The organism is Hydrogenophaga sp. H7 (assembly GCF_002025745.1).
In the GTDB taxonomy this organism is placed as follows: Bacteria; Pseudomonadota; Gammaproteobacteria; order Burkholderiales; family Burkholderiaceae_C; genus Hydrogenophaga; species Hydrogenophaga pseudoflava.
The window spans coordinates 483117-498795 of record NZ_MCIC01000001.1 but is presented as its reverse complement, the minus strand read 5'-3'; the positions used below and the strand labels follow the sequence as shown (position 1 = coordinate 498795).

18 protein-coding genes and 1 tRNA gene are annotated in these 15679 nt (G+C 70.1%); 5 read left to right on the top strand and 14 right to left on the bottom strand.

Features of this window, described 5'->3' with window-relative positions:
• Positions 1–13 precede the first annotated feature (13 nt).
• A tRNA-Arg gene (locus tag BC358_RS02395) sits at positions 14–88 on the top strand.
• A gap of 1 nt (position 89) precedes the next feature.
• On the opposite strand, the gene BC358_RS02390 is transcribed toward BC358_RS02395, so the two are convergent.
• Positions 90–1700 (bottom strand): iron ABC transporter permease, encoded by a 1611-nt coding sequence (locus tag BC358_RS02390; RefSeq protein WP_066158660.1) that lies wholly within the window; start codon positions 1698–1700, stop codon positions 90–92.
• A gap of 34 nt (positions 1701–1734) precedes the next feature.
• Here BC358_RS02390 and BC358_RS02385 point away from each other — a divergent pair, with 34 nt between their 5' ends.
• Together BC358_RS02385 and pcp are read left to right on the top strand one after the other, a co-directional pair.
• Positions 1735–2841: an ABC transporter ATP-binding protein gene (locus tag BC358_RS02385; protein WP_066158666.1), complete on the top strand. Its 1107-nt coding sequence runs from the start codon at positions 1735–1737 to the stop codon at positions 2839–2841.
• 7 nt (positions 2842–2848) lie between these two features.
• On the top strand, positions 2849–3517 hold the full coding sequence (gene pcp / locus BC358_RS02380) for a pyroglutamyl-peptidase I (RefSeq protein ID WP_079364508.1): 669 nt from the start codon (positions 2849–2851) through the stop codon (positions 3515–3517).
• A 12-nt stretch (positions 3518–3529) separates the two neighbouring features.
• On the opposite strand, the gene BC358_RS02375 is transcribed toward pcp, so the two are convergent.
• The 6 genes from BC358_RS02375 to BC358_RS02350 form a co-directional block, all read right to left on the bottom strand.
• Complete coding sequence (locus BC358_RS02375; RefSeq protein ID WP_079364507.1) at positions 3530–4915, bottom strand: PepSY domain-containing protein; 1386 nt, start codon at positions 4913–4915, stop codon at positions 3530–3532.
• A gap of 16 nt (positions 4916–4931) precedes the next feature.
• Positions 4932–5567, bottom strand: a complete 636-nt coding sequence (locus BC358_RS02370) for a cyclic nucleotide-binding domain-containing protein (RefSeq protein ID WP_079364506.1) — start codon at positions 5565–5567, stop codon at positions 4932–4934.
• A gap of 81 nt (positions 5568–5648) precedes the next feature.
• Positions 5649–6056, bottom strand: a complete 408-nt coding sequence (locus tag BC358_RS02365) for a DUF2946 family protein (RefSeq protein ID WP_079364505.1) — start codon at positions 6054–6056, stop codon at positions 5649–5651.
• 20 nt (positions 6057–6076) lie between these two features.
• On the bottom strand, positions 6077–6556 hold the full coding sequence (locus tag BC358_RS02360) for a copper chaperone PCu(A)C (RefSeq protein WP_079364504.1): 480 nt from the start codon (positions 6554–6556) through the stop codon (positions 6077–6079).
• A 43-nt stretch (positions 6557–6599) separates the two neighbouring features.
• Positions 6600–7256 carry an SCO family protein gene (locus BC358_RS02355; protein ID WP_079364503.1) on the bottom strand — a complete coding sequence of 219 codons (657 nt, stop codon included), beginning with the start codon at positions 7254–7256 and terminating at the stop codon, positions 6600–6602.
• A 63-nt stretch (positions 7257–7319) separates the two neighbouring features.
• On the bottom strand, positions 7320–7715 hold the full coding sequence (locus BC358_RS02350) for a DUF2946 domain-containing protein (RefSeq protein WP_079364502.1): 396 nt from the start codon (positions 7713–7715) through the stop codon (positions 7320–7322).
• A 97-nt stretch (positions 7716–7812) separates the two neighbouring features.
• On the opposite strand from BC358_RS02350, the gene BC358_RS02345 reads away from it, so the two are divergent.
• Positions 7813–8460: a glutathione S-transferase family protein gene (locus BC358_RS02345; RefSeq protein ID WP_079364501.1), complete on the top strand. Its 648-nt coding sequence runs from the start codon at positions 7813–7815 to the stop codon at positions 8458–8460.
• Positions 8461–8466: 6 nt separating this feature from the next.
• Here the strand turns inward: BC358_RS02345 and BC358_RS02340 are convergent, their stop codons facing one another.
• From BC358_RS02340 to BC358_RS02310, 7 genes are read right to left on the bottom strand one after another with little or no spacing between them, the layout of a single operon-like run.
• Positions 8467–9219 (bottom strand): 1-acyl-sn-glycerol-3-phosphate acyltransferase, encoded by a 753-nt coding sequence (locus tag BC358_RS02340; protein WP_079364500.1) that lies wholly within the window; start codon positions 9217–9219, stop codon positions 8467–8469.
• Complete coding sequence (locus tag BC358_RS02335; protein WP_079364499.1) at positions 9216–10553, bottom strand: dihydroorotase; 1338 nt, start codon at positions 10551–10553, stop codon at positions 9216–9218. The genes BC358_RS02340 and BC358_RS02335 overlap by 4 nt, the downstream gene beginning before the upstream one ends.
• Positions 10550–11680: a histidinol-phosphate transaminase gene (gene hisC, locus BC358_RS02330; protein ID WP_079364498.1), complete on the bottom strand. Its 1131-nt coding sequence runs from the start codon at positions 11678–11680 to the stop codon at positions 10550–10552. The genes BC358_RS02335 and hisC overlap by 4 nt, the downstream gene beginning before the upstream one ends.
• On the bottom strand, positions 11677–12633 hold the full coding sequence (locus tag BC358_RS02325) for an aspartate carbamoyltransferase catalytic subunit (RefSeq protein ID WP_079364497.1): 957 nt from the start codon (positions 12631–12633) through the stop codon (positions 11677–11679). Before BC358_RS02325 ends, hisC begins: the two co-directional genes overlap by 4 nt.
• 1 nt (position 12634) lies before the next feature.
• Complete coding sequence (gene pyrR / locus BC358_RS02320; RefSeq protein ID WP_079364754.1) at positions 12635–13147, bottom strand: bifunctional pyr operon transcriptional regulator/uracil phosphoribosyltransferase PyrR; 513 nt, start codon at positions 13145–13147, stop codon at positions 12635–12637.
• Positions 13147–13566 carry a Holliday junction resolvase RuvX gene (gene ruvX / locus BC358_RS02315; protein ID WP_066158714.1) on the bottom strand — a complete coding sequence of 140 codons (420 nt, stop codon included), beginning with the start codon at positions 13564–13566 and terminating at the stop codon, positions 13147–13149. Before ruvX ends, pyrR begins: the two co-directional genes overlap by 1 nt.
• The gene (locus BC358_RS02310; RefSeq protein ID WP_066158717.1) at positions 13550–14140 is read right to left on the bottom strand and encodes a YqgE/AlgH family protein; all 591 of its coding nucleotides are present in this window, start codon (positions 14138–14140) and stop codon (positions 13550–13552) included. Before BC358_RS02310 ends, ruvX begins: the two co-directional genes overlap by 17 nt.
• Positions 14141–14195: 55 nt before the next feature.
• Between BC358_RS02310 and BC358_RS02305 the strand changes: the two genes are divergently transcribed.
• Positions 14196–15665, top strand: coding sequence for a deoxyribodipyrimidine photo-lyase (locus BC358_RS02305; protein ID WP_079364496.1), 1470 nt, complete (start codon positions 14196–14198; stop codon positions 15663–15665).
• The last annotated feature ends 14 nt before the right edge of the window (positions 15666–15679 follow it).

Below are 15679 nucleotides of genomic sequence, written 5' to 3'. Positions count from 1 at the left end.
CGGGCTCTCTCAAGCCGCCATAGTTCAATGGATAGAACGAGCGCCTCCTAAGCGCTAGATACAGGTTCGATTCCTGTTGGTGGTACCACTCAGCGCTGGCGCAGCGTGCGCGAAAGCATGATCACCGGCACCAGGCCCACCAGCACCAGCGTGAGGGCCGGCAAGGCCGCTTCCCCCAGGCGCTCGTCGCGCGCCAGCTGGTAGGCCACCACCGCCAGGGTGTCGCTGTTGAAGGGCCGCAGCACCAGGGTGGCCGGCAGTTCCTTCATCACGTCCACAAACACCAGCAGCGCCGCCGCCGCCGTCGTGCGCCGCAGCAGCGGCCAGTGCACGCGGGCGGCCAGCGCGGCACCGGTGGTGCCGAGCATGCGGGCCGAGTCGTCCAGGCTGGCCGGGATGCGCGCATAGCCGCTCTGCGCCGATTGCAGGGCCACCGCCGTGAAGCGAACCAGGTAGGCCCAGACGATGCCCATCACGGTGGCGGTCACCCAGTAGCCGATGCTGCCATCGGGAAAGGCCTTCTGCGCCCAGCCCACCGGCAGCAGCAGGCCGACCACGATCACCGCGCCCGGCACCGCATAGCCCAGCCCCGCCAGTTGCACCACACCCCGTGTCAGCGGACCGGGCCGGGTGCGCACGGCAAACGCCAGCACCAGGGCCAGCACCGTGGCCGCCGCCGCGCTGATGGCGGCCAGGCGCACGCTGTTGCCGGCCCACTGCACGAACGAGGTCCAGGGCAGTTCTTCCCAGCCGCCGATCAGCGGGCGCAGCATGAACAGCACCGGCAGCACGAAACCAAACAGAATGGGCAGCGCGCAGGCCAGCCAGGCCAGCGCGGACCGCCCGCCCGACAGCGGCACCGGCTGCGCGTCGGCGCTGCCGGCGCGCTGGCCGCGCAGCGAGGCAAAGCGCATGCGCTGCTGCGCGCGCCGCTCCAGCCACAGCAGCAGCGCCACCAGCGCCAGCAGCATGGTGGCCAGCTGCGCCGCCGCCAGCGGCATGTCCATGGACAGCCAGGCCTTGTAGATGCCGGCGGTGAAGGTCTGGATGCCGAAGTAGCTGGCCACGCCGAAGTCGGCCAGCGTCTCCATCAGTGCCAGCGCCACACCGGCCGCCACCGCCGGCCGCGCCAGCGGCAGCGCCACCTCGCGGATGCGGCGCGACAGCGGCGCACCCAGCAGGCGGGCAGCCTCCATCAGCTGCGCCGCGCGCTCGGTCAGTGCCGTGCGCGCCAGCAGGTAGACATAGGGATAGAGCGAGAAGGTGAAGACCCAGACCGCGCCGGGCGTGTTGCGGATCTCGGGGAACACCCGCCCGCGCAGGCCGAAGCTCTCGCGCATCCAGACCTGGAGCGGACCGCTGAACTGCAGGAAGTCGGTGTAGGCGTAGGCCACCACATAGGCCGGCATGGCCAGCGGCAGCAGCAGCGCCCACTCGAACACGCGCCGCCCGGGGAAGTCGAACAGGGTGACGGCGCTGGCGGTGGCCATGCCCACCACCGCGACACCCAGCGCCACGCTCAGGCACAGCACCACCGACGTGACGGTGTAGTCCGGCAGCACGGTGCGCGACATTTCCGCGAGCACCTCGCGCGCCGCGGCGTCGAACTGGGACCAGGACGCCAGCAGCGCCAGCACCGGCAGGGTCAGCGCCAGGGCCAGCAGCAGCAGACCAACGGTGGAGGAAATGCGGGACAACACAAATGAGAATTGTAGTTATCTACAATGGACCACCATGTTCCTCCAGGTCAGCCAGCTCAGCGTCAAGTACTCCGGCTCGTCCCACCCCGCAGTGGACGGCGTGTCGCTCGGCCTTCGTGCGGGCGACATCGGCGTGCTGATCGGGCCCTCGGGCTGCGGCAAGACCACGCTGCTGCGCGCGGTCGCCGGACTGGAACGTGCGCACGCCGGCAGCATCACGCTGGAGCGCGAAACCGTCAGCGACGGCTCGCTGCACGTGCCCGCCGAGCGGAGGCGCATCGGCATGGTGTTCCAGGACTACGCGCTGTTCCCACACCTCGACGTCGGCCGCAACGTGGCCTTCGGCATCGCCAAACTGCCGCGCGCCGAACGCGAGCAGCGCGTGGCCGAGGTGCTGGCGCTGGTCGGGCTGGACGGCATGCAGGCGCGCTACCCGCACGAGCTCTCCGGCGGCCAGCAGCAGCGCGTGGCCCTGGCCCGCGCCCTGGCACCGCACCCCCGGCTGCTGCTGCTGGATGAACCATTCTCCAACCTCGACGTCGACCTGCGCGAGCGGCTGGCGCACGAGGTGCGCGGCATCCTCAAGGCCGCCGGCGCCACCGCCCTCTTCGTCACCCACGACCAGCTGGAAGCCTTCGCCATCGGCGACCTGATCGGCGTCATGCACCAGGGTCACCTGCACCAGTGGGACGACGCCTACGCGCTCTACCACCGGCCCGCCACGCGCTTCGTGGCCGAGTTCATCGGCCACGGCGTGTTCGCGCCGGCACAGATCCAGCAGGTGGCCGGCGAGGTGATCGTGCAGACGCCCATGGGCGCGCTGCTGGATGTCGAGGAATGTCCGCTGCCCTCGGCCTACGAGGCCGGGCTGTGCGACGTGCTGCTGCGCGCCGACGACATCGTGCACGACGACGAGGCGCCGGTGAAGGCGCAGATCGTGCGCAAGGCCTTCCGCGGCTCTGAGTTCCTCTACACACTGCGCCTGTCCAGCGGTGAGACGCTGATGACGCACGTGCCCTCGCACCACAACCACGCGGTGGGCGAGTGGATCGGCATCCGGGCCGAGGTCGACCACGTGGTCACCTTCGAGCGCGGCGCCACGGCGACCACGCCGCCCGCGCCGGGCGTGCACCTGCGCTGAGGCCCCGGTGGCGGGTGCCCGGACCACGCCGTCCATCCTGCTCACCGGCTTCGAGCCGTTCGGTGGCGAACGCCTCAACCCCAGCGCGCTCGTCGCGCAGGCCCTGCACGGCCAGCACATCGGCGGCCGGCCGGTGACCTCTCTGGTGCTGCCCTGTGTGTTCGGTGACGCCATCGCCGCACTGGAGCAGGAGCTGGCGGCTCAGCGACCCGCCCTGGTGCTCTGCCTCGGACAGGCCGGCGGACGCGAAGGCGTGACGGTGGAGCGCATCGCCGTCAACCGGGACGACGCGCGCATCCCGGACAACGCGGGCGCGCAGCCGCTGGACCGTGCGGTGCTGCCAGGCGCACCGGCGGCCTACTTCAGCCGCCTGCCGGTCAAGGCCCTGGTGGCGGCGCTGCAGGCCAAGGACGTGCCGGCGGCCGAGTCACTGAGCGCCGGCAGCTTCGTCTGCAACCACCTGTTCTATGGCCTGATGCACGCCCTGCGGCGCCGCCGCAGCGTGCAGGCCGGCTTCGTGCACCTGCCCTGGCTGCCCGAGCAGGTCGCGGAGCGCCCCAGGGCCTTCGCGCTCCCGCTGGACACCCAGGTGCGCGCCGTGCAGCACCTGCTGGCCACAGCGCTGCAGCGGCGAGGCCGGGGCGATCTGCAGCGCGTGGGCGGCGCGCTGGACTGATCCCGCTCCGCTTCAGTTCAGGCGCTGCTTGAGCGCCGGGATGCGCGAAATCAGCAAGCCGTCCAGCAGCAGCACCGCCACCAGCACCGCGCCCGAGAGCGGGAACGCCAGCGCCACCGCCAGCATCACCACCGCACCGGTTTTCCAGAGCGCGGCGTCGGCGGGTGCGCGCGGCGCCACCAGACGACCGGCGTTCGCGGGCCGGCGCTTCCACCACATCACGATGCCGCTGACGCACAGGAAGAGCACCGCCAGGCAGAACAGCACGTTGGCCCAGGCGCTCCACAGGCCCATGTCGCCCTGGTGCAGCGCGATGCCCACGGCCATGAGCTTGGCCATGGGCGAGTAGTCGGCGAATGCAGCTTCGGCCAGCACGCGGCCGGTGTACTGGTCCAGGTGCACGAAGCGGTCGCCGGTCGGGTCGCTCAGGTCGCCGCTAATGCTGTCTGCGCTGATGCTGAAGACGCCGGTGTCGTCCTGAGGAACGGCGATGTGGAACTGGCCGCCAAAGCCGATGGAGCGCGCGTAGGCGTCAACCGTGTCGAGGTTGACCGGCTGGCCGTCTGGGATGCCCGGCCGGCCAGCGCTGGAGCCGGAGGCCGGCATCGGCGTCTGCTCCAGCCCCCAGGGCACTTCCTTCAGGCCCGGGGTGGCGAGCGCCGCGTGCGTCGCGTCGGACCTCGGCACGTCGTCCCACTTGGCGGCGGGGAAGCTGCCCCAGGGCTGCACGAAATGGCCACCCCAGATGCCCGCCCAGGCCAGCCCCGTCAGAAGGAACAAGGCCAGCACCAGGCCGCCCCAGAAGGCCACGCTCACGTGCAGCGATTTCCAGGCGCTGCGCCCCCTGGCCGAGAGGTCGGGCATCAGCACCCGGGCCCAGCCCTGCCCGCCGCGCGGCCAGGCCATGTAGGCGCCGGTGACGATGAGCACGATGCCCAGGCCGGCGGCGATCTCGATCAGCCGGTCGCCCAGTTCACCGAGCAGCAGCGTGCCGTGGATCTTCTCGGCCCAGGCGAACACGGTGCGCTCCTTGTCCACGGTGCGCAGCAGCTCGCCGGTGTAGGGGTTGGCGGCCACGGCCTCGTCGCGCCCGTCCGCTGTCACCACGAACCAGGCCGGCCGCGTGTCGGACTTCGGCGCCACGTACTCCTTGAGCTGTGCGCCGGGCCGCTGGGCCAGCACCGCCTGCGCCATGGCGCCGACCGGGACGGAGGTCGCCTGCGGCTGCACGTCGATGTTCAGGCCCAGGCGGTGCTGGAAGCCGGTGAAGAACACCATCACCAGGCCGGTGACGGCCAGCATGGTGAGGAAGGGCACGACGTAGAGGCCGGCGTAGAAGTGCCAGCGCCAGGCCAGCATGTGGAACTTGCCCAGCGTCGGGGGGGTGGTGGGTGGCATGGGGGTTTCTGAAGGTTCATGACAGGGCGCCGATGGCCATGGACGGCGACACCCAAGGCGCGAGCCCTGTCGGCGCGACCGGGGGCAGCGGGTGGACACGGGCCGGTCCGCTCTTGCGGCGGCGCGGAGGCAGCAGCTGGGCCAGGCCGCGGCAGACGGTTTCGGCCTTGGCGTCCACCATCTGGGCCAGCTCGCGCAGGGCAGGCAGGGCCGAGCGCAGCGCGTCCGCACGCGCCTCGTCGGCCGCCTGTGCGCCCTGCCAGGGCAGGCCGAGCAGCTGGAGCAGGCAGGCCAGCCGCGACAGCACGTTGCCGGTGCGCAGCGTGGCCATGTCCTGGGTGCGCATCTGCTGCTGGAACAGGGCCTCGCGCAGCAGGGCCTCGCGCTCGGTCTCGGTGGTCACCGGCACCAGGGCCAGCCGGCAGTCGGTGAAGGCAATGGCGGTGAACTGGTAGGGCTGGTCACACAGCGACTCGATGCCCACCAGATCGCCCGGCAGGGCGATCAGCACCGGCAGACGGGACGGGCCGCTCTCGCGGTCCAGGCGCACCGTGCCGTCGAGCACGCGCCACAGGCCACCGGTGGCACCGGCCTTGAAAAGGGGGTCTTGACCGGCGCACAGGCGCACCGGTTCTTTCACAGGGTTCGACATGGCAACTCCAGAAACGGACTTCACGAGGCCGAGTGCATCGGTGCACCGCGGCCGACGAGGCGGGACAGGCCCGCCGGTGAATCAGCCCTGGAGCGGCGGGCCGCGCGCGGCGGCGCGGGGCGCCTCGGCGGACCGGAGGTCGGTGGAGAAGAAGAACGGGGTGGGCCAGCTCGCCACCACCGCGGGCAGCGCGGGCCAGTTCGGAAGCAGGGGCGCAAACCGCTCGGCTGCGAGCGTGCAGTGGCCGCACAGGTCCAGCGCGCCCGTACGCTCACCGTCGGGGCCTGCGGCCGAGTCGCCGCTTAGCTCGCTCGCCAGCACCCACTGCATGCCCTGCGCGGTGCAGAGCTCGACCCAGTCCTGCCCGTCCTGCGGCGGCCCGGCCGCGAGCGCGCGCGAGACCGCGGGCGCCAGCGTGGCCAGCAGCAGGGCGGCGAGCAGCCCGCCCGACAGGCGTCGGGACAGGCGGTGCCAGGACAGCAGGGTCATCGGGCGCGCGGCTCAGGGCCTCAGTGCTTGTGCTCGGCGGCCGGTACGGGCTTGTTGGCCATGGCGGGCATGGTAGCCAGCGGCTTGGCCGGGGCCTTGACCTCGACGGTTTCGCGCTTGCCATCCTTGCCTTCGAACACCAGCGTCACCGGCACCACGTCGCCCTCCTTCACCTGGGCTTTCAAGTCCAGCAGCATCACGTGGTAGCCGCCAGGCTTGAGCTCGACCGCCTTGCCGGCCGGCAGCGCCAGGCCGGGGATCTGGCGCATCTTCATCACGTTGTTGTCCATCGCCATCTCGTGGATCTCGACCACGCCGGCCACCGGCGACTGGACCTCGACCAGCTTGCTGTCGGCCTTGGCGGTGAGCTGCATGAAGGCGCCGGTGGCCTTCTGCTGGGCCACGGTCGCGCGGACCCAGGGGTCCTTGATCTCGACCGAGGACTGTGCAAAGGCGCTGGCCGACGCGGCGATGAGGGCAATGCTGATGAGGTGTTTCATGGGGACTCCTTGGGGTTGAAAAAACGGGGTTGGGGAAAAGGGATCAGGGCACTGGCGCATCCAGCAGCGCCAGGACGTCGGCGATGTAGTCGTCGGCGGTCTGTTCGTGCCGCAGCGCCACGCGGATGCGGCCCTGGCGGTCGAACAGGTAGCTCAGCGCCGTGTGGTCCATGGTGTAGCTGCTGCCGGTGGGCACCTTCTTGTAGAAAGCGCGGAAGTCCTTCGCGGTCTGCGCGATCTGCTCGGCATTGCCGGTCAGGGCCAGGAAGCTGGGGTGGAAGGCGGCCATGTACTCGCGCAGCAGCTCAGGCGTGTCGCGCTCCGGGTCCACGGTCACGAAGACCACCTGCAGATCGCCGGCCCGGGGGCCCAGCCGCTCCATCACCGCCGCGGCGCGCGTGAGCGCCGTCGGACAGACATCGGGGCACTGCACGAAGCCGAAGTACAGCATCACGACCCGGCCCTGGAAGTCGGCCAGGGTGCGGGTCTGCCCGTTGAAGTCGGTCAGCGAAAAACCGCGGGCGTAGTCGGCCCCGGTGATGTCGATGCCCTTGAACGAGGGCGTCGCCGGTTGGCCACCAGGGGACAGCCGGTCACAGCCCGACAGCAGCCCGGCGGCACCGGCCGCCAGCCACAGCAGGCACTGCCGACGCCCTGTGGCGCGATGAGACAGCGAAGAGGAAACGGGGACGAGAGGCATGGCACCTCCGAAAAACGGACAACACAGGCGCACTCCCGCAGGAGCGCGCCACGGCGCGGGTTTTCAGAGGCTCAGCGGAGGCGCCCGGGAACGGGCGGTCGCCCAGACCGTATCGGTCAGGGGGGCGCGGTAGAACGCCGGAGGCTGCTCGGCCAGCGGAGCCGGCAGCGCGGCCACGGCCTCCACCGGGGGCAGGCCGCTGGCGCCACCGTGCAGGGTGCACCAGGGGCAGTGCGGGCTGGCATCGGAGCCAGCGGGCTGGCCATCGATCTTCTGCGCCAGTTCGCCGGTGTCGGCCTGGACCCAGACCATGCCGGTGGTGGTGCAGATTTCCAGCCAGTCGGCGCGGTCGCTGCCGCCCATCCGGGCCTGCGCGATGGTCGGCGCGAGCGCGCCCAGCAGCATGGCCACAAGGGCCAGCCAGGCGGCAAAACGGCGACGCAGGCGCAGGAAAGACATCGCGCGATGTTAACAGCGCGGTCCTGTGGGCGACGCATCCCGGAACCCGCGGCCCCTACGATGCCGCTGTTCGCCCAACCTCCAGGAGACACACCCCATGCTCACCCTCTGCGGCTTCTCGGCCAGCAACTACTACAACAAGGTCAAGCTCGCCCTGCTCGAAAAAGACGTCCCTTTCCAGGAAGAACTGGTCTGGGTCGGCCAGGCCGACCGGGCGGCCAGCCCGCTGGGCAAGGTGCCCTACCTGAAGACCGACGAAGGCCCGCTGTGCGAGTCGACCGTGATCCTCGAATACCTGGAGGCGAAGTACCCGCAGCACCCGCTGCTGCCGGCCGACCCTTTTGCGGCGGCCAAGGCGCGCGAGCTGCTGCGCTTCATCGAGCTGCACCTGGAACTGGTGGCGCGCAACCTCTATCCCGAGGCCTTCTTCGGCGGCAAGATCAGCGACGCGGCCAAGGAGAAGACGGCCCAGCAGCTGGAGAAGAACGTGGCCGCGTTCGCCACCCTGGCGAGCTTCCCGTCCTTCATCGGCAGCGCCGAATTCACGCTGGCCGACGTGGGCGCCGCGGTGCACCTGCCCCTGGTCAGCAGCGCCAGCAAGATCATCTATGGCAAGGACGTGCTGGCGGACCTGCCGGTGCGCGACTACCTCAGGCGCATCGGCGAGCGCCCCGCGGTGCAGAAGGTCAACGCCGACCGCAAGGCCAACACCGAACTGATGCTGACGCGCGCGAAGGCGCAGTAAGAAAAATCAGCCCTCGCGCAGTGCGGTCACCGCATCGCGCAGGTTCTGCGCCCAGCTGCGTCGGTCGCGGCCCTGGGAGCGCTGCGGCTCGCCGTAGTGCACCACCGCCACCACGTCGGTGGCGCGCAGCGTGTTCCACAGCGACTGCAGCAGCGTGGTGTCGCCGATGAACAGCGGCGCGTCGTGGCGCTGCCCATGCACCGGGTCGATGTAGCTCAGTCCCACCGGCAGCACCGGCGCTTCGGCCGCGATCGCGGCCTGGATCAGGTTGGCGTGGAAGGGCAGCAGGGTCTGGCCATCGCCGGTGGTGCCCTCGGGAAACACCGCCAGGATGTCGCCCCCGCGCAGGTGTTCGGCCATTTTGTGCACCACGCGCATCGCGTCGCGCCGGTTCTCGCGCTCGATGTAGAGCGTGCCCGCACCGGTCACCAGCGCACCGATCACCGGCCAGGCCTTGACGTCGGCCTTGGACACGAAGTGCGACGGCCGCGCCGCGTTCATGACCAGGATGTCGAGCCAGGAGATGTGGTTGGCCACCACCAGCAGCGGGCCGTGCGCCGGCGGTGTGCCGCGCACCTGCAGCGTGACGCCGAGGATGCCCAGCATCTGGCGGGTCCACTCGCGCACCAGCAGGTCGGTCGCCTCGGGCGTGAGCTGGCCGAACTCGCTGCGGATGATCCACAGGCCGCGCAGCACATGGCCCAGGGCGCGCAGGATGCGCCACCCCGCGGCCAGGGCCGAACGCCGCCGGCCGCTCACGCCGCGGCCCGGGCCGCCTCGTAGGCCACCTGGCCGGCCACCAGCGTGGCGCGCACGCGCACCGGCATCTCGTGGCCTTCGAACGGGGTGTGCTTGCCCTGGCTGCGCAAGGCGGCCGGGTCCACCGCCCAGCTGGCGTTGGGGTCGAACAGGCAGAGGTCGGCCGCGCCGCCCACGCTGATCTGGCCCACGCTGTGCTGCAGCGTGCCCAGCGCACTGCCCAGCACGGCCTGCGGGCCACCGGTGAGCACAGCCAGCGCCTGCATCAGGCCCAGGCCGTCCTGCTGCGCCCACTTGGCGGCCAGCCCCAGCAGCAGCTCCACCGCGGTGGCGCCGGGCTCGGCTTCGGCAAAGGGCAGCACCTTGGCGTCGGCATCCACCGGGTTGTGGTCGGACACCAGGGCGTCGATGGTGCCGTCGGCCAGCCCTGCGCGCAAAGCCTCGCGGTCGCGCTGCTGGCGCAGCGGCGGCTGCAGGCGCATGCGGCTGTCGTAGAAGCCGATGTCCACATCGGTCAGGTGCAGGTTGTGCACGCTGACATCGCAACTCACCGGCAGGCCCTCGGCCTTGGCCTGGCGCACCAGGGCCAGGCCAGCGGCGCTGCTGATGCGGCACAGGTGCACGTGCACGCCCTTCTCGCCCGCCGACTGGCTGCTCTTGTGCACGCCGCGCAGCAGCTCGAACAAGGTGTGCAGCGCGATGGTTTCGGCCGCGGCCGGCACGCCGGCCAGGCCCATGCGCGTGGCCAGCGGGCCGCTGGCGGCCACGCCCTTGCCGAGCCAGAAGTCCTGCGGGCGCAGCCACACGGTGTAGCCGAAGGTGGCGGCGTACTGCAGCGCGCGCTGCAGCACCTGCGCGTTGACGATGGGCACCTCGGCCTGGCCGAAGCCGATGCAGCCGGACTCGGTCAGCTCGGCCATCTCGGTCAGCACCTCGCCCTTGAGGCCGCGCGTGAGCGCACCCAGCGGGAACACGCGCGACTGGTGCAGCTTCTCGGCGCGGAACTTGAGCATGTCCACCAGGCCCGGTTCGTCCAGCACCGGGTCGGTGTCGGGCGGGCAGACCAGCGACGTGACGCCGCCGGCGACGGCCGCGGCCATCTCGCTCTCCAGCATGGCGGCATGTTCCTGGCCGGGCTCGCGCAGGCGCACGGCCAGATCGACCAGGCCGGGCGCGACCACCAGGCCCGAGGCGTCGATGCTGCGGTTGGGGTGGAAGTCGGGCGCCACCTTGCCGATGGCGATGATGCGGCCGGCCGCAATCGCGATGTCGGCCAGCTCGTCGCGGCCGCTGGCCGGGTCCATGACGCGGCCGTTCTGGATCAGGATCTTCATGGTGTGCCTATCGGTGCGGAGATCGATGCCCCGGCGGAAGAGGACGTGGACAGGATGTGCCGCAGCGCATCGACCAGGGCCTCGCACTCGGCCTGGGTGCCGATGGTGATGCGCAGGTGGTTGTCGATGCGGGGCTGCTTGAAGTGGCGCACGAGGATGCGGCGCTCGCGCAGGGCGCTGAACAGGTCGGCCGCGCGCGCGCTGGTGTGGCGCACGAACAGGAAGTTGGCGCTCGACGGCAGGCAGTCGAAACCCAGGCCGTCGAGCTGCTGTTCCAGCCACTGGCGGCTGGCGGTGATGCGCGCCGACAGCGCCTGCAGGTGCCCGTCGTCCTCGATGGCCGCCTGCGCGCCGGCCAGCGCCAGCCGGTCCAGCGGGTAGGAGTTGAAGCTGTCCTTGACCACGTGCAGCGCCTCGATCAGCGAGGTGTGGCCCATGGCAAAACCGACGCGCAGCCCGGCCAGAGCGGCCGACTTCGACAGCGTGCGCACCACCAGCAGCTGCGGGAAACGATTGATCAGCGCCACGGCGCTCTCCGCGCCGAAGTCCACATAGGCTTCGTCGATGACCACCACCGAGCCCGGGTTGCTTTCGAGCAGCTGGGTCAGTTCGGACAGAGAGAGAGCGATGCCCGTCGGGGCGTTCGGGTTGGGCAGCACGATGCCGCCGTTGCCGCGCCGGTAGTCGGCCACGCGCACGCGGAAGGCATCGTCCAGAGGGATCGGCTGCGGCTCGATGCCGTAGAGCGCGCAGTACACCGGGTAGAACGAGTAGCTGACGTCCGGGAACAGCACAGGCCGGCCGTGGCGCAGCAGGGCGCAGAACGCGTGGGCCAGCACCTCGTCGGAGCCGTTGCCGACGAACACCTGCTCGGGCGTCAGCCCGAAGCGCTTCGCAATGGTCTGGCGCAGCGCCAGCGCGGTGGGGTCGGGGTAGAGGCGCAGGCGTTCGTCGGCCGCGCCCTGCACCGCTTCGAGCACGCGCGGCGATGGCGGGTACGGGCACTCGTTGGTGTTGAGTTTGATCCAGCCCGTGCCCTGCGGTTGTTCGCCGGGCACGTAGGCGTGCAGCCCGCGCACCGCGGGGCTCCAGAGAGCGCGCGCAGCAGCCTCTTTCCTTGAGCTCATGCCTCGTTCCCGGCCACAATGCCCAGCACGGCCATGCGCACGGCGATGCCGAACGTGACCTGCGGCAGGATCACGCTCTGCGGTCCATCGACCACGGCGGACTCGATCTCGACGCCGCGGTTGATCGGCCCCGGGTGCATGACGATGGCGTCCGGCTTGGCCCAGCGCAGGCGCTCGGTGGTCAGACCGAAGCTCTTGAAGTACTCCTGGCTCGATGGCAGCAGGGCGCCGCTCATGCGCTCGTTCTGCAACCGCAGGGTGATCACCACGTCGCAGTCCTTGATGCCTTCTTCCAGCGTGTGGCAAACCCGCACACCCAGATGCGAGAGGTCGCTGGGCACCAGGGTGCGCGGGCCGACCACGCGCACGTCGGGGCAGCCCAGCGTGGTGAGCGCGTGGATGTCTGAGCGCGCCACGCGCGAGTGCAGCACGTCGCCGACGATGGCCACCGAGAGCTTGGTGAAGTCCTTCTTGTAGTGCCGGATGGTGTACATGTCCAGCAGGCCCTGCGTGGGGTGCGCGTGGCGGCCGTCGCCGGCATTGACCACGTGCACGTGCGGGGCCACATGCTGGGCGATGAGATAGGGCGCTCCCGATTCGCTGTGGCGCACCACGAAGATGTCGGCCGCCATGGCCGACAGGTTGGCGATGGTGTCCAGCAGCGACTCGCCCTTGGCGGTGGAGCTGCGCGCGATGTCCAGCGTGTAGACGTCGGCCGACAGGCGCGTGGCCGCGATGTCGAAGGTGGTGCGGGTGCGGGTGCTGTTCTCGAAGAACAGGTTGAACACGCTCTTGCCGCGCAGCAGCGGCACCTTCTTGACCTCGCGGTCGCTCACGCTCACGAAGCTCGACGCGGTGTCGAGGATATGGGTGAGGATGTCGCGCGAGAGGCCTTCGGTGGAGAGCAGGTGGATCAGCTCGCCGTTCTTGTTCAGCTGGGGGTTGCGTGGCACGTCAGTTTTCCTTGGTTTCCAGCACGAATCGGAAGCGCCCCTCGCTGTCGCGCGCCAGCTCCAGCAACTGGTTGGCGGGCAGGGTCAGGGTGGCGGCGCAGATATTGGCCTGGATGGGCAGCTCGCGACCGCCGCGGTCGACCAGCACCGCCAGTTGCACGCTCGCGGGACGGCCGTAGTCGAACAGCTCGTTGATCACGGCGCGCAGGGTGCGGCCGGTGTAGAGCACGTCGTCGATCAGCACCACGTTCGCACCGTCCACTTCATAGGGCAGCACGGTCTGGGCCGAGATCGACAGGCCGCGCTGCGCGAAGTCGTCGCGGTGCATGGACGAGGAGATCACACCGGCGTCGCCGGGCAGGCCCAGGTCGCGCTGCAGGCGCTCGGCCAGCCAGGCACCGCCCGAGGTGATGCCGGCCAGCACCACCGGTTGCGGGGTGGCGGCAATCAGCGCCTGGACGCCTTCGCGAAGTTCGGCATAGAGCAGCTCGGCGTCGAGCTGGATGTTTTGGATCACGGCAGGCTCCTCAGAAACTGTTCCAGGATGATGCAGGCGCTGGCCGCATCGGCGTCCTTGGCCCCCAGTGCGTGGGCCTCGGTGGTCGAGTAGCGTTCGTCGACCTCGTACACCGGCAGGCCGTGGCGGCCGCGCAGCCGGCGTGCGAACTTCTGTGCGCGCAAGGTGTTCTCGTGGGGGGCGCCGTCGGGGTGGAACGGCACGCCGACGACGAGGGCGTCGGGCTGCCACTCCTTGATGCGCTCGGCGAGCTTCGCGAAGCGCGCGTCGCCTTCGGCGGCGATGGTGGCCTGCGGCGTGGCTGTGCGGGTCAGGCGGTTGCCGCTGGCCACACCGGTGCGCTTGAGTCCGAAGTCAAAGGCCAGAAAGGTCTGGCAGGCGGCCGGCACGTCCATGGCGTCAGGCGTGTCCGGCATCGGGGGACAGCATCCAGGGCGCCAGACCCAGCAGGCCCATCGCCTTCTCATAGCGTTGCGACACCGGCGTGTCGAAAATCAGCGCTGGGTCGGCGGCCACCGTGAGCCAGCTGTTTTCGGTGATCTCGGATTCGAGCTGTCCCTCTCCCCAGGACGCGTAGCCCAGCGAGACAAACACCTTGCGTGGACCCGCGCCCGAGGCGATGGCTTCGAGCACATCGCGCGAGGTCGTCATCTCCAGCCCGCCGGGAATGGACAGCGTGGAGGCGTAGACCGACTCGCCTTCACCCGCGTCGATGGCTTCGTGAAGCACGAAACCGCGCTCGGTCTGCACGGGACCGCCCTGGAACACGGGCTGATCGCGCAGATCGTCGCGCCCCAGCACCAGGTCGACCTTGGCGAACAGTCCGGGCAGCAGGATGTCGGAAGGCTTGTTGATCACGAGTCCGAGCGCGCCGCGCTCGCTGTGTTCGCACATGAACACCACGCTGCGGCCGAACAGCTCGTCGTTCAGCCCGGGCATTGCAATCAGGAAGTGATTGGTGAGATTGATCGGGGCAGAATCCGCAGTCATGGCGCAATTTTAAGCGGCGGCCCGTGCCCGCCCCGCCCTCACCTGGCAGCACCCGATGACACGCTACGACAGAGGACTGATGTGGTTCCGGCGCGACCTGCGGGTGCAGGACAATGCCGCGCTTCACCATGCGCTCAAGCACTGCCGCCAGGTCTGGTGCGTGTTTGTGTTCGACACCGAGATCCTCGACCCGCTGCCGCGGTCCGACCGGCGGGTGGAGTTCATCCACGCCAGCGTGCTCGAACTCGATGCCGAGCTGCGCGCCCTGGGCGCCCGCCACGGCCGCGAGCGCACCGGCCTCATCGTGCGGCACGCCGCGGCGCGCGAAGACATTCCCCGGCTGGCCCGGCAGCTGCACGTGCAGGCGGTGTTCACCAACCACGACGACGAGCCCTCGGCGCTGGCCCGCGATGCCCAGGTGCTGGGTGCGCTGGCGCACGCCGGCGTCATGCTGCACAGCCACAAGGACCATGTGATCTTCGAGCGTCGCGAGGTGCTGACCCAGGCCGGCCAACCCTTCGGCGTGTTCACCCCTTACAAGAACGCCTGGCTGCGCAAGATCGAGCCGTTTTTCCTCAAGGCCTACCCGACCGACAAGTACGCAACAGCCCTCGCGCCGCTGCCCGAGGCGATGGACGGGCCTCTGCCCCGACTTTCCGATCTGGACTTCGAAACCACCAACCTGTCGAAGCTGCCCATGCCCACCGGCGCCAGCGGTGCCCAGACCCTGCTGGCGGACTTCATGGAGCGCATCGAGCGCTACGACACCGCGCGCGACTTTCCGGCGGTCAAGGGCCCCAGCTACCTGAGCGTGCACCTGCGCTTCGGCACGGCGTCGGTCCGCCAGCTGGCCTCGCTGGCCTGGCAGATGCACCTGCAGGGCATGAAGGGGGCCAGCACCTGGCTGTCGGAGCTGATCTGGCGCGATTTCTACCACCAGATCCTGGCCAACTTTCCGCACGTGGTGAGCAAGGCATTCCGCCCCGAGTACGACAAGGTGCGCTTCGAACATGGCAAACACGCGCAGGCGCTGTTCGCGGCCTGGTGCGAGGGCCGCACCGGCTACCCGCTGGTGGACGCGGCCATGGCCCAGATCAACCAGACCGGCTACATGCACAACCGGCTGCGCATGGTGGTGGCCAGCTTCCTGGTGAAGGACCTGGGCATCGACTGGCGCTGGGGCGAGCGCTACTTCGCCGAGAAGCTGATCGACTTCGACCTGGCCGCCAACAACGGCGGCTGGCAGTGGGCGGCCTCGACCGGCTGCGACGCCCAGCCCTGGTTCCGCATCTTCAACCCGGTGACGCAGAGCGAGAAGTTCGACCCCCAGGGCAAGTTCATCCGCCGCTACCTGCCACAGCTGGCAGGGTTGTCCGACGCGGCGATCCACGCTCCCTGGAAGGCGCCCGAACTGGAACTGGTGGCGGCGGATGTGCGCCTGGGCCAGACCTACCCGAACCCGATCGTCGACCACGCCATCGCCCGCGAGCGCACGCTGGAACGCTACGCGGTGGTCAAGCGCTGACCCTGATCAGCCGG

What these genes read in the sequence shown, in the direction of transcription:
- BC358_RS02360 (WP_079364504.1), bottom strand. Translation starts at nt 6,556, where the DNA reads ATGAAACACCTCATCAGCATTGCCCTCATCGCCGCGTCGGCCAGCGCC.
- BC358_RS02305 (WP_079364496.1), top strand. Translation starts at nt 14,196, where the DNA reads ATGACACGCTACGACAGAGGACTGATGTGGTTCCGGCGCGACCTGCGG.
- BC358_RS02355 (WP_079364503.1), bottom strand. Translation starts at nt 7,256, where the DNA reads ATGCCTCTCGTCCCCGTTTCCTCTTCGCTGTCTCATCGCGCCACAGGG.
- BC358_RS02370 (WP_079364506.1), bottom strand. Translation starts at nt 5,567, where the DNA reads ATGTCGAACCCTGTGAAAGAACCGGTGCGCCTGTGCGCCGGTCAAGAC.
- BC358_RS02365 (WP_079364505.1), bottom strand. Translation starts at nt 6,056, where the DNA reads ATGACCCTGCTGTCCTGGCACCGCCTGTCCCGACGCCTGTCGGGCGGG.
- BC358_RS02335 (WP_079364499.1), bottom strand. Translation starts at nt 10,553, where the DNA reads ATGAAGATCCTGATCCAGAACGGCCGCGTCATGGACCCGGCCAGCGGC.
- ruvX (WP_066158714.1), bottom strand. Translation starts at nt 13,566, where the DNA reads ATGCCGGACACGCCTGACGCCATGGACGTGCCGGCCGCCTGCCAGACC.
- BC358_RS02310 (WP_066158717.1), bottom strand. Translation starts at nt 14,140, where the DNA reads ATGACTGCGGATTCTGCCCCGATCAATCTCACCAATCACTTCCTGATT.
- BC358_RS02350 (WP_079364502.1), bottom strand. Translation starts at nt 7,715, where the DNA reads ATGTCTTTCCTGCGCCTGCGTCGCCGTTTTGCCGCCTGGCTGGCCCTT.
- hisC (WP_079364498.1), bottom strand. Translation starts at nt 11,680, where the DNA reads ATGAGCTCAAGGAAAGAGGCTGCTGCGCGCGCTCTCTGGAGCCCCGCG.
- BC358_RS02345 (WP_079364501.1), top strand. Translation starts at nt 7,813, where the DNA reads ATGCTCACCCTCTGCGGCTTCTCGGCCAGCAACTACTACAACAAGGTC.
- BC358_RS02385 (WP_066158666.1), top strand. Translation starts at nt 1,735, where the DNA reads ATGTTCCTCCAGGTCAGCCAGCTCAGCGTCAAGTACTCCGGCTCGTCC.
- BC358_RS02375 (WP_079364507.1), bottom strand. Translation starts at nt 4,915, where the DNA reads ATGCCACCCACCACCCCCCCGACGCTGGGCAAGTTCCACATGCTGGCC.